Origin of the sequence: Pseudoalteromonas sp. C2R02 (assembly GCF_018860845.1) — a bacterium.
Classification (GTDB): Bacteria; Pseudomonadota; Gammaproteobacteria; order Enterobacterales; family Alteromonadaceae; genus Pseudoalteromonas.
Genome location: NZ_JAHKQC010000035.1, coordinates 1 through 12,152 on the forward strand (window position 1 = coordinate 1; position 12,152 = coordinate 12,152).

A 12,152-nucleotide genomic window follows, 5' to 3' on the forward strand; every position below is an offset into this window, starting at 1 on the left:
GGCTCAATGATTATCAAGCTATTCAACAAGGACAAAAAACAGTTGGTTATTACTCCTTCGTCGCTTATTTTAACCAACTATTTTTTGCCTGTTAACAGGGCGTTAAATGGCTTTCATTGAGTTACTTGGAGTATTTGTTTGCAAAGTCTTAATTGTGCATTGTTTTATGCGAGGTTGGTTATCTTAGCTTCGATATTTAAGTGTTAGAATTCTCTCATTGAATCAATACTTAATATGTAATTCGTCACTTGTCGCCTTAAGGGCGTTTCAAGTGCGGTAGCGTGTTTGAGAGTCCGTAATCGATTTACAATTTATCATTCAAAATTAGTTTTCTAACTCTGTTCGTAAATGGGTTTGTTTGAAAGTTAACTTTAAATTACAAAGCGCAGTTACATCAATCCAGCGGTTTCCATTTCTTGGGTTCTTGTGGTCTGCCATTTAACAAGTCAATTTAAACGGAACTAAAACAGTGTGCCATGTTTCGTTCCTCAACAAGTTTGGCACACAATTTTAGTCCGCTTAATGTGGGCGTTAGGTGTTTCGAGGGTTTTGATGATTCTGCCAACCTATGAAAAAGATCATTATCAATTGGATAATGGAGAAGAATTAAATAGGGAATACCCAGACTCATTCTGGATTCCTGAAAAAGAAGTTAGGGAATCTCTTAAAGTAGGTGACTTGGTAAAATTAATCTTCAGTATGGAAGAGACTATCGGTTCAGATGAAATTTCAGTTGAACGTATGTGGGTCGAAATCACAGCCGAATATCCTAATTACTATGAAGGCAAACTAGATTGGAAATGAAAAATAGACACCCATAAAATTTAGCCGTCTAAACGGTAAGAAGCAACAGCGGGGTCAGGTCTTGCATTGTGCACCGATGATAAAAAGGTTTGGTTTGATTTTTAAAAGGTTAGCTATACTTTAGCTCACCTTTTTTGTTTATTGGGGCTTATGGATGAGTCGACCACTAAGATTAGAGTTTTCAGGTGCGCTTTATCACGTTACTTCTCGAGGTAATGAAAGAAAACCTATCTTTCGTGGAACAAAAATAGACAGCCATACTTTTCTTATTGAAAACTAGTCTAAAACTCATTTTTTAGACTAAGCTTTAACCACTGATGAAATATTATTGGTGGTTATTATGGCTAGAGCACGAGAGTCCTTAATAGATTTAGATGCAACTCCCTATTATCATTGTATTAATCGCTGCATTCGCAGAAGTTACTTGTGTGGCGATGATAAATTTTCAGGTAATAACTTTGACCATCGTAGAACTTGGTTAGTAGATAGAATTAAATTCCTTTCAACTGTTTTTTCAATTGATATCGCAGCTTATGCGATTATGTCTAATCATTATCACCTTGTTTTAAAAGTAAATCGTGATGAAGCTTTAAATTTAACGAATGATGATGTTATTGAACGTTGGTATCAGTTATATCATGGTTGTATTTTGGTCGACCGTTATAGGTCGGGTGAAAAACTCAATGCTGCATACATGCTTAGAATTAATGAAATAGTTAATGAATGGCGCATAAGGTTATATGACATTAGTTGGTTTATGCGCAGCCTAAATGAGTTTATAGCGCGTAAAGCGAATAAAGAAGATAATTGCACGGGTAAATTTTGGGAAGGACGATTCAAATCACAGGCTTTGCTAGATGAATCTGCAATTTTAAGTTGCATGATGTATGTTGATTTAAATCCTATTAGAGCCAAAATGGCTGACTCACTCATAGGCAGTGATTTCACCTCAATTCAAGAACGAATCAAGCAATACCAATCTTTTAAAAAGCAAAGTAATAAAAAGAAAAAAACAAATGAGACTTCAGGATTTACAGTCTTACAGCAACCAAAGTTACTATTAGAATTTGGCAGCTCAATGGATAAAAATACCATTCCTTTTACGCTTTTTGATTATTTAGAGTTAGCTGATTTTAGTAGTCGTTTAATCGTGCCAAATAAACGAGGTTCGGTTTTAAAAACGACTCCAAAAATTTTAGCTGTTTTAAATATTGAAGTTGATTCATGGCTCAATACCATTCAACACTTCAGGCGGCATTATGCTAACTTTGCAGGTTCAAAATCATCTTTAATGAAATGTGCCCATAGTCACAATCATAGTTGGTATAAAGGTTCCGCGTAGTTGCTCAACCTTATTTAAGTTTAACAATTGTTGCTATCTAGCAATTTAATTGATTGTGCGCGTAATTAATCAAACCTCAATAATTTGTATTGTATTTCGTGAAATAAAACATAAAACTCTCAAATTAAATATATTTATAGTAACCAGCGTAAGCTTTTAATCTCTAAACGGGGTTTTAATATCAATGAGATATTTTTGCCTGTCTAATCCTTTTTTAGAGAAAATATACTGGCAGAACTATAAAACCGTGGCCAATTTAACTTGACCACTACATTTACATATTTTACGCTAGCAAGCTCCACTTACATATTTTCAGTAGTTTAGGTGAATATAAAGATTTTATAAGTACTTCTATTCAAAATAATTCTATGATTAAAGTCCACTAACAAAGCACTAAAAAGAGCAACTACAATTATGAAAAATTTAAACCTTGCAATATTAGCATTAGCCACTGTATTCATTTCTTTTAACGCTTTTAGCGGAGTAATTGGACAAAATTACAACGTTAATAACGATCTAAATTCTAACGCCACGCGTATGGTTCAAGTTACCCAAGTCACTATAACTGATAAAAGTAGTAAGTCATTTGAAATCTGTAAAGACTACCCTTTATGCAAATTATGCCCGGAATGCGTATAGAACAGGTTACACAGCTAATCAAACCATCCCATCAGAAAAACACCTAAAGGTGAGCAAATTGAAGTGACAGGGTGGGATGGCGTTTTAAGTGGCTATTATTTTCCAGATTAACTAAAAGCTCTTTCCATAAAAATGGTAAGACTTTTTTCGTTCGCAGGAAATGAGGGATAGCGTTCCCCCTCAACAATATCCAGAGAGGTGCAGCGAAACCGAGGTCGTCGTTATTATAAAGCTGTAGATACCAATAATAGAGCTTGGAGAATGGCTAAAGAACTAATGGGGTCAGGTCTTGTATTATGCACTGATGAGCAAAAGGCTTGGTTTGATTTTTAAAAGGTTAGCTATACTTTAGCTAACCTTTTTTGTTTGTTGGGACTTATGGATGAGTCTACCTCTTTTCCACTAAATCTACATACATTTTTATACAAAACCTATATTAGCTCTCTTGGTCAACTTGCTCAGTACAGCGCGTCTTTAATTCGCTTAGCTTTTCAAGCGCGCTATCAAAATCGTAGCTGTCGACTGCTTTTGCCAGTGAATTAAACGTATCGTTAAAACCTAGTGTTGAAATACTTGGCTCGATCTCCTCCATAATATCAGTTGCGTCGGTGTCGTAGTCTTCTAGTAATACGTGTAGATCATTTAGCCTTATTAATAGCTTTTTGTGGTCGATTGGGTACCCATATGCTTGCGTGTTGTGAAGTTGCGAGTCATTTAACTGAGCTAACTCTGATAGTACAGGTGATAATTGGGCTGTTACCTCTGTTAGCGCATTGCTAATATCCGTTATATCGTTATCTGGGGTAGATAGCGCTTCTAACTTTAAAGCTGCTTGTTGTACGTCAATTGCACCTATACTGCCTGAGGTTCCTTTTAAAGTGTGCGCCAAACGGTGAGCATCTTGTCTAGATGTATTAAGAGCGTCGTTAAACTGCTGAGGAAATGTGTAATTGGCTTCTCTGAATCTAAGTAACAGCTTTAAAAACAACTTTTTGTTGTTTTGCATGCCCGCTAAACCTTTTTCAACATCAAGTGACTTTAATTCTGGTAATACTATTTCTGCTGTTAGAGCTGAAGTTTCAGTGTTTTCATTTTTGGCTGTTGGTTCACTAGGGATTATCCACTTTGCCATAGTATTGAACATAGCAGCTACGTTAATAGGTTTAGAAATATGGTCATCCATACCACAGGCGAGTACTTTTTCTTTATCGCCAGCCATGGCGTTTGCTGTCATCGCGATGATTGGCAAGCCACTTAGTGTTTTGTCACGGCGAATATGCAGTGTTGCGGTATAGCCATCCATTACTGGCATTTGGCAGTCCATGAGTACACCGTCAAACTCTTTGGTTGCCAATATATCTAACGCCTGCTGCCCGTCTTCGGCGACTTGGACAATGAGTCCATTCTCTGTGAGTAACTCAAGTGCAAGCTCTTGGTTAATTTCATTATCTTCCACTAAAAGCACTTTGGCGCCTTGTAGTTTTTCTATGGCAGGGCTTGCCGTCGCTTGACCTAAGTTGTTCCTTCTTCCTGTAATTATTTCCTTTCCGAGTGCTAACATAATACTGTCCAGCAAGCTTGATGGGGTGACAGGCTTTGTTAAGAAGCCACTAATGTCAACATTGGTGGCCGAATTAACAACATTTTCTTTACCAAATGCGGTAACCATGATGACGGTAGGTTGGTTCTTAAGCTCTGTATTGTTTTGAAAGTTTGCGATGGTTTCTACGCCATTCAATATGGGCATTTTCCAATCTATTATTGCCACCTCGAATGGTGATGTTTTGTCATGCTTATTAAGTAAATCAATTGCTTGCTGGCCGGTGCTGGTGATAATGGGTTTCATACCAAAACTTTCTAACATAGATCCAAGGATTTCTCTTGCAGTTGCGTTGTCGTCAACGACTAACACTTTTAGTTCACCAAGTGATGAAATGGCTTGCTGTTTACGCGGAGAGGCTTCATGAGCTACGGAAAAATCGGCGGTAAAATGGAAGGTACTACCTTCATTTTCAATACTTTCGACCCAAATTTTACCATTCATTAATTCGGTGAGTTTCTTCGAAATAGCTAAACCTAGACCAGTACCCCCGTATTTTCTAGTGGTGGAGGTATCAGCTTGCGAAAATGATTGGAATAACCGTCCCAGCTGTTCATCACTCATACCTATGCCTGTATCTACCACAGAAAATTGTAACGTCGTTTTCATGTCTTGTTCAGAGCTAACATTAATATTAAATACTATTTGCCCGCCTTCAGGGGTAAATTTAACCGCATTATTACCTAAGTTAGTAAGTATTTGACCTAAACGTAAAGGGTCGCCCGCCATAAATGAGGGTACGTTTGAGGCAATATTAAAATGTAGTTCGAGCCCTTTTTCTTCTGCGCGTAAGCCAACGATATTAGCGAGATTATGCATTACGTCATCTAAATAAAATTCAGTCTGTTCAATCTCTAACTTGCCGGCTTCAATTTTAGAAAAGTCGAGTATGTCGTTAATAATTCCTAACAGTGACTCTGCACTGCGGTGTACTTTTTCAATATAATTTTGTTGTTTGCGATTTAGAGCCGTCTGTAAAGCGAGGTGGCTCATACCTATGATAGCGTTCATAGGAGTGCGGATCTCATGTGACATATTGGCAAGAAAATCTGATTTTGCTTTGTTTGCTTCATCAGCGATGGTAATCGCATTGACTAGTTGTGCCTCTGCCTGTTTTTGTTTAGTAATATCTCTGATACCTGCGATAACTAAAGTTTTACCTTTAATTGCAATAGGGCTGAGATTTATTTCAACTATTAATAAGCTCCCATCTTTCGTGACGCCTTCTATATCACCTCTATCTGTCATTTTTATACGAGTTGGACTTTTGAAGTAGTTACCGAAATGCTTTGTGTGTACGTGATGAAATTTACTTGGGATCAGCATATCAATGGCACTGCCAATAAGCTCATCTTCGCTGTAGCCAAACATGCGTGTTGTTGCTTCATTTATTTGTTCAATTTTACCGTCAACATTTACAACTAACATGGGATCAGGTGTCGCTTCTAGTAGTTTATTGTTACGCTCTTTACTCGCTAGTAATGCTTTGGTACGTTGCGCTACTTCTTGCTCTAGATCTGCGTTAGTCCTATTTAGTGAGCGTTGTGCCCGAAACGATAAAACTGAGCTGGTTAGAATAGCAGCTATTGTTAAGGTAACGATAGTGAGAACCAAAAAGAGCACTGTCTGTTCAACGTCATAGAGAGATTCAAAGGCTTCGGTATAGTCCATTTCAGTTGTTAGCCCTAGACTAAGGTTTTCATTCCAAAGCCAAACACCTACAACCTTTACATTTCTATAGTCAAGATAGCCTGTCATGTCACCGCCACTATCACCATTGATGGCACTTTCAGCCATACGCGTTAAGCTCGGTTCATTAGTTGTTTGGTTTTGCATTATACTTATATTGAGAATACTGCTTTGACCAGGTGCTATCAGTGCTAACTCTTCGAGGTTTTTATTAAACCGACTTTCACTCACTAAAGTGCCCTTATTATCAAAGGCATAAGTTTCTCCGGATTGGCCAATTCGGCCTGAACGTATGATATTACTAAAAGTTCGAAGCGGGTCGACACGCATACTGATAGCTGCAATAACCTGACCTGAATCATCATAAATGGGTGCTATGAAAAATGCTGTTGCGAACCCGAGTAAACGCTTGGTGTTACTTTGCTCAATGCTATTAATGTTACTATTAATCGGAGGGACAAAGGCGGACTGGCCTTGAAATACTTTATCTAATATTTCTGGGTGCGTTTTTGCTATAATATTGGCGGTGCCAATATTATGATCTCGCATTGAAGCTAAAGAAATTTTATCGGGTGAAATAATAAAAAAACCGACGCCTAAGTGGCGCATTTTTGTCTCGAGTATTGCTCTGAGTTGTGTTTGTGATTGAGAAGTGACCAGTGCTTGTTTATTTGCTGGTAGTTGGAGAAGCGAAAAAATATGCTTTTTCACCGAAGGGCTGCTAGCAATATAATTTAGGCCTTCTAATGAATTGTTACTCCAAAGGTTTAGCGTTTCATTGGTGGAGTTTAACAGACTTTGTAATGCAGACTGATTATCAAGTTTTAATTGTCGCTCTATTCGTTTAGTCGCTTGTATTGCCAGAGTGGAAGCTAATACGCTTATAAGTATGATGAGAATCAAGCCTTTTTTAAACATTTTACTATTTTGCCATTTTTCGCTCATAGCTATCTCTTTTTATTAATTCGTTGTCTAAAATTCGTCTCGATATTTAGTTTGGATCTGTCTTACCTTTGGTAGGCAGTCAATAAACTTTGGTACTAAATCTGGGTCAAAATGAATGCCTGCTTCTGACTTTAATAGCTCAATGGCATCTTCTTCTGACCAAGCTTTTTTGTATGGGCGTTCACTGGTAAGTGCATCAAATACGTCAGCAATTGCAACTATTCTTGCTGAAAGGGGAATGTCTGTGCCAGCAATACCATTAGGGTAGCCACTGCCATTCCACTTTTCATGATGATAAATAGCAACTTCTTTGGCGAGTTGTAATAAGGGGGAGGTATGTTCTCCAATTATTTCTGCACCATATTCAGCGTGCTTTTGCATTATGTGCCACTCTTCATCATTCAGCTTTCCGGGCTTAAGCAATACGTGATCAGGGATGCCTATTTTGCCAATATCGTGCATAGGTGCAGCGTTATAAAGTAGCTCGCACCATTGGCTGTCTTTGCCTATCTCTTGTGCTAAAAATTTAGCAAACCAACTCATTCTAATTACATGCATGCCTGTTTCATTGTCTTTAAACTCAGCTGCTCTTCCTAAACGACGAATTATTTCTACACGGGTATCGTTAAGCTCATAAGTACGATCTTGTACAAGTTTGTCTAAGTGACGGGCTTGATCATACAAAGCTAAATGATTTTTGACTCGAGCTTTGACAATCGGGGGGCTAACCGGTTTGGTTATATAGTCTACTGCACCAAGCTCGAAGCCAACTTCTTCGTCAATAATTTCTGTTTTGGCAGTTACAAATATAACTGGAATATTGGCTGTTTCTGGATTTTTTTTGAGTATTCGGCATACCTCATGCCCGTCAATCTCAGGCATCATTACATCAAGTAAAATAATATCCGGTTTATGCTCTCCCATTGCTATCTTCAATGCAATATGGGCATTTAGAGCTGCTTTCACTTTATATTCGTCTCGAAGAATACCTGTGAGTACATCTATGTTTTCAGGGGTGTCATCGACGAGAAGTACAGTTGCTTTATTTTGCTCACTCATCAGCTAAATTCCATGCCAGTTGATTAATAAGTATATTATTAAGTGCTTGTTGATTAATAGGTTTTTGTAAGTGTGCTAATACATGTAGCTGTGCTTGCTCATTCGCAGTGTGTTCAGCACTATTACCTGAGACGATAATAATTGGGACTTTTTCTGTGTTAGGTTCCGTTCTGAGTTGTTCTATCACCTCTAGTCCAGATAAGCCTGGCATGAGTAAGTCCATAAAAATAAGATCAGGGATTTGTTTTTGACAAAGCTTAATCGCGACTTCGCCTTTTAATGCAGCCTTCACTTTATAGTGATTAGGTAATATCTCTTTTAAAACATCAATATTGCTAGGTTCGTCATCAACGATAAGGATTGTTTTTGTCATGAATTCCATCTTGATTTTTTGTTGTTATATGTTCTTAAAGCAAATAATAGAGAAGTTTTATGTAAATCTATTTACTTTAACTTGCTAATTAAATTCAATTTGCTCTACATTTATCTAAGTGTAGAACAAAATAAAGAGAGTAAAAGGTTTGTTTTTAGGTAACTTTTATAATAGGTCTTTAGTGCATGAATATTAAAACCTTAACCGGTAATAATCATGAGCAGATGAACTTCTCGAAAATGGTTGCTGTGATTGTAGATCCTGTAGATAACATTCGCGGTAGTATGGCGAATATGCTGTTAGGAATAGGTCTTGCAAAGGTACATCAAGCAAAGCATGGGCTTGAGGAACTTCAGGTTATCGGTAGAACAAAAATCGACCTAGTGGTGTCAGAATGGGATATGCCAAAAATGGATGGCATACAATTATTAAAAAAAATAAGAGACGACGCCAAAACTGCTCATATACCCTTTATTATGGTATCTGCAACAGCTGAACATACAGAGGTGATACATGCTGTAAAAATGGGGGTATCTGAATATATTGTTAAGCCTTTTTCTCCAAAAATACTAGAAGAAAGAATTGTAAGGTCGATATCAAATCCTATAAAAATAAGTGCAAGTAAATTTAAAAAAAATCATAAACACCAACAAGAGAAACAAGCTATTCAAATACTAGTTGTTGATGATGTGCCAGATAATATTCATATTATTAGTGAGCTGTTAAGACATGACTATAAATTAAGGGCTGCGACAAGTGGAGAGAAAGCACTTCAGATATGTAAATCACATACTCCGCCAGATCTTGTTTTACTTGATATTATGATGCCAAAGATGAGCGGACTTGAGGTTTGCAAAACTTTAAAGTCAAATCCTTTAACGGAGCATATTCAAATTGTATTTCTTACAGCTCTTGATCAAACTGAAGATGTTGTTACCGGCTTAGAGTTAGGTGCTGTCGATTACATTGTAAAACCAGTTAACCCACCCGTACTAAAAGCTCGCGTTAAAACACAAGAGAAAGTGATTCAGGCAAGCCGCGATATGCGAATTCAAATTGACACCTTAATTGAGAATGCGCGTCTTAAAGAGGAGTTTGATCGGGTCATTCAAAATGACTTAAAGCAACCGTTAGATGAAATGAATAAAACGATTAATTTGCTAGCTAAGCAGAGCAAAGATCCTGTGCGCGTTAAGCAATCTAGCCAAGGGTTAATGTTGTCATGTACTCATATGACACAAATGATAGATAACATGTTGTTGCTCAGTAAATTAGAAGATGGAAGCTACGATTTTGATCCCGTTATGATTAATTTGTTAAAAGTGGTGAACACTGCTGTTGACACTTATAACCAGTCATCTACCCAGAAGCGGTTAGAGATCTTATTAGAAATTTCGAACGGTGCAGTTATATATGCTGAAGCTTTGCTTTGCCATGCAATTATTAACAACTTACTTAAAAACGCCATTGAAGCTGCACCTCGAGGTTCGGCTATTACTATAAAGGCTGAACGTAAGTCTGAGAACTTAGTGTTAAGTATTCACAATTATGGTGCTATCCCTGAAGAAATTAGAGCTAATTTTTTTGGTAAGTATGTCACTTATGGTAAAAAGAATTGCACAGGGTTAGGAACATACTCGGCTAAACTTATGACGCTGGCACAAAAAGGTGAATTAACTTTCACCACAAATGATGATGGTACCACTTTGTATCTTATTATGCCGGCAGCAAGATAGTGCCTTAATTTATAATTATTATTAGCAATTCTACCAACAATTGAATTGATGTATGTAGTGCATTTACAACTTGAACGTGGCGTTTGAGAATCTGTGAGGTAGTTAAGCCTGTCTATTTGTATTCTTTTTTAGTTTTTGTAGTTTGAGTAAAATTTAAGGCCTAGCCTTGAGTTACTTTATTTTCGGCTTGGTTTAATTCAAATGAAAATCCAAAGTTATTTTTAAACTGGATTTTAAATTCGTCGCTGATACTAAATGGGAGTTCTGTTATGTCAATGAGTTGTTGAGTTAAATCGATATAAGATTGCCCATTATTAGTGTCTTTTACACACCATGACAAATCAATAAAGCTTTTAAAAGGGCCATCTTCAATACCAATATAAAATGCATAATTAGATTTTACTTGAGAGCCTTCTTGGTGAATGTACTGAGTATGTAAGTTTACTGACTTTAGGTGAGTATATTGAGACTTAAAACTAGGAAAAAGCCAACCACGCTGTTTAATGATCTTACCTTTTTCTATTTGGACGTTTGCCTTTGTGGCAAAGAAAAAATACACGACGCAGCACATAAAAACATAATAGCTGACAGAGAGAGGACCATTTTGCCAAAACGAGAGTAGACCAAAAAACGCGCCAAATAATAAAATAATCGCGCCTAAGATCTTAATTTCTTTAAGTCCCTTGTGGGATGTAAGTGTGAGCATAATGAAATAGATGTCTTTGTTTTGATAAACATCTTTTCATACAAAACAGGATAGTACGAGGGTAAATATGTAACGAAGTTTGTTTAAGCTTGCGAAATAAAGTTGGAAGGTAATGGGGTCAGGCCTTGCATTATTAACCGATGATAAAGAGGCTTAGCTTTATTTTTTAAAGGTTAGCTATACTTAGTTAACCTTTTTTGTTGATTGGAGCTTATGAATGAGTCGACCACTTAGTTGGAGTTTACAGGAGCGCTTTATAACGTTACTTCTCAAGGTTATGAAAGAAAACCTATCTTTTGCAATGAATCTGATTTTTCCACATTTATTGAAGTTCTTAGCGATGTTTGTGAGCGTTACAATTGAGTAATTCATGCTTATTGTCTGATGACTAATCACTACCATTTATTAATTGAAACACCTGATGCTAATTTATCTAAAGGAATGAAGCATCTAAATAGTGTAAACACGCAAAGATTTAATCGAAGTTATCAATGAGTAGGCCATTTATTTCAAGAGCGATATAAAAGCATTTTGGTGGATAAAATAGTTATTTGCTAGAGCTATGCCGATACATTGTTTAAATCCAGTTAGGGCGAAAGGTATGGTTGACCATTCCAGTGAATAGTTGTGGAGTAGTTATCATGAAATAACAGGGGGGCGAGAAGTTCTAGATTGGTTGGCTATGGATGCATTACTTCGCATGTTTGCAAAAACTACACTTGAAGCGATTAAGTGCTACAAACACTTTGTAGCTGAAGGGAAGGGGGTCGATCTTTGGCAAAACCTGAAAAGCCAAGTCTATCTGGGCGACGAGACGTTTGTCAAAGAACATAAAGTTACCATTAAAGATTATGTTGATATTGTTTTAAATGAAGTACCAAAGAAACAAATTAGGGCAAAGGCTTATTTATCAGGTGGTTATTCAATGAAAGAAATCGTTAGTTATTTTGATGTGCATTATTCCAAAGTGAGCAGGGCTGTTGCACAATGCAAGACCTGACCCCATTATGTGATCCAGTGAAATAGTTATGCCTACGGTCTAATTTTTACTATTTTAGTGTCATCTTTGCCAAGAAAATAGGTTTTTATTTGTCATAACTTTGTATACAATTTTTATTAAGGTTTACTTCTCCAAATTATAATTGAGTTTAGCGTTTCTATAATTACTTAATAATAGATAACTTACCCTTTAATCAGCTCAGTCCCCCTTTAGACATAAGTTTTAAGAGGGGCTTTTATATTGCGTTAGACTAGAGCCA

11 protein-coding genes are annotated in these 12,152 nt (G+C 36.9%); 7 read left to right on the forward strand and 4 right to left on the reverse strand.

Features of this window, described 5'->3' with window-relative positions; translation table 11 throughout:
• Window positions 1-552: 552 nt before the first annotated feature.
• From KO527_RS15440 to KO527_RS26430, 4 genes are all read left to right on the forward strand, one after another.
• Complete coding sequence (locus KO527_RS15440; protein ID WP_216041188.1) at window positions 553-804, forward strand: DUF2314 domain-containing protein; 252 nt, start codon at window positions 553-555, stop codon at window positions 802-804.
• 154 nt (window positions 805-958) lie between these two features.
• Window positions 959-1,084: a hypothetical protein gene (locus KO527_RS26305; RefSeq protein WP_289847704.1), complete on the forward strand. Its 126-nt coding sequence runs from the start codon at window positions 959-961 to the stop codon at window positions 1,082-1,084.
• 60 nt (window positions 1,085-1,144) lie between these two features.
• Complete coding sequence (locus tag KO527_RS15445; RefSeq protein WP_216041189.1) at window positions 1,145-2,146, forward strand: transposase; 1,002 nt, start codon at window positions 1,145-1,147, stop codon at window positions 2,144-2,146.
• Window positions 2,147-2,983: 837 nt separating this feature from the next.
• Window positions 2,984-3,118, forward strand: coding sequence for a hypothetical protein (locus tag KO527_RS26430; protein WP_354668625.1), 135 nt, complete (start codon window positions 2,984-2,986; stop codon window positions 3,116-3,118).
• Window positions 3,119-3,221: 103 nt separating this feature from the next.
• On the opposite strand, the gene KO527_RS15455 is transcribed toward KO527_RS26430, so the two are convergent.
• Genes KO527_RS15455 through KO527_RS15465 form a run of 3 tightly spaced genes read right to left on the reverse strand, consistent with a single transcriptional unit; the run spans window position 3,222 to window position 8,451 of the window.
• Window positions 3,222-7,019, reverse strand: a complete 3,798-nt coding sequence (locus KO527_RS15455) for a response regulator (protein WP_216041190.1) — start codon at window positions 7,017-7,019, stop codon at window positions 3,222-3,224.
• A 27-nt stretch (window positions 7,020-7,046) separates the two neighbouring features.
• Window positions 7,047-8,078, reverse strand: coding sequence for a two-component system response regulator (locus KO527_RS15460; RefSeq protein WP_216041191.1), 1,032 nt, complete (start codon window positions 8,076-8,078; stop codon window positions 7,047-7,049).
• Complete coding sequence (locus KO527_RS15465) at window positions 8,071-8,451, reverse strand: response regulator (protein ID WP_216041192.1); 381 nt, start codon at window positions 8,449-8,451, stop codon at window positions 8,071-8,073. Before KO527_RS15465 ends, KO527_RS15460 begins: the two co-directional genes overlap by 8 nt.
• A 224-nt stretch (window positions 8,452-8,675) precedes the next feature.
• Here KO527_RS15465 and KO527_RS15470 point away from each other — a divergent pair, with 224 nt between their 5' ends.
• On the forward strand, window positions 8,676-10,187 hold the full coding sequence (locus tag KO527_RS15470; RefSeq protein WP_216041193.1) for a response regulator: 1,512 nt from the start codon (window positions 8,676-8,678) through the stop codon (window positions 10,185-10,187).
• A 160-nt stretch (window positions 10,188-10,347) separates the two neighbouring features.
• Here the strand turns inward: KO527_RS15470 and KO527_RS15475 are convergent, their stop codons facing one another.
• Window positions 10,348-10,893, reverse strand: a complete 546-nt coding sequence (locus KO527_RS15475) for a hypothetical protein (protein ID WP_216041194.1) — start codon at window positions 10,891-10,893, stop codon at window positions 10,348-10,350.
• 384 nt (window positions 10,894-11,277) lie between these two features.
• Here KO527_RS15475 and KO527_RS25985 point away from each other — a divergent pair, with 384 nt between their 5' ends.
• Window positions 11,278-11,388, forward strand: coding sequence for a transposase (locus KO527_RS25985; protein ID WP_252733787.1), 111 nt, complete (start codon window positions 11,278-11,280; stop codon window positions 11,386-11,388).
• Window positions 11,389-11,575: 187 nt separating this feature from the next.
• The gene (locus tag KO527_RS25990) at window positions 11,576-11,893 is read left to right on the forward strand and encodes a hypothetical protein (RefSeq protein WP_252733788.1); all 318 of its coding nucleotides are present in this window, start codon (window positions 11,576-11,578) and stop codon (window positions 11,891-11,893) included.
• Window positions 11,894-12,152: the final 259 nt, after the last annotated feature.

Bases quoted from the DNA above. Each gene is read 5' to 3' on its own strand.
- KO527_RS25985 (WP_252733787.1), top strand. From the start codon at position 11,278: ATGACTAATCACTACCATTTATTAATTGAAACACCTGATGCTAATTTA.
- KO527_RS25990 (WP_252733788.1), top strand. From the start codon at position 11,576: ATGGATGCATTACTTCGCATGTTTGCAAAAACTACACTTGAAGCGATT.
- KO527_RS15465 (WP_216041192.1), bottom strand. From the start codon at position 8,451: ATGACAAAAACAATCCTTATCGTTGATGACGAACCTAGCAATATTGAT.
- KO527_RS15460 (WP_216041191.1), bottom strand. From the start codon at position 8,078: ATGAGTGAGCAAAATAAAGCAACTGTACTTCTCGTCGATGACACCCCT.
- KO527_RS15455 (WP_216041190.1), bottom strand. From the start codon at position 7,019: ATGAGCGAAAAATGGCAAAATAGTAAAATGTTTAAAAAAGGCTTGATT.
- KO527_RS15445 (WP_216041189.1), top strand. From the start codon at position 1,145: ATGGCTAGAGCACGAGAGTCCTTAATAGATTTAGATGCAACTCCCTAT.
- KO527_RS15470 (WP_216041193.1), top strand. From the start codon at position 8,676: ATGAACTTCTCGAAAATGGTTGCTGTGATTGTAGATCCTGTAGATAAC.
- KO527_RS15475 (WP_216041194.1), bottom strand. From the start codon at position 10,893: ATGCTCACACTTACATCCCACAAGGGACTTAAAGAAATTAAGATCTTA.
- KO527_RS15440 (WP_216041188.1), top strand. From the start codon at position 553: ATGATTCTGCCAACCTATGAAAAAGATCATTATCAATTGGATAATGGA.
- KO527_RS26305 (WP_289847704.1), top strand. From the start codon at position 959: ATGAGTCGACCACTAAGATTAGAGTTTTCAGGTGCGCTTTATCACGTT.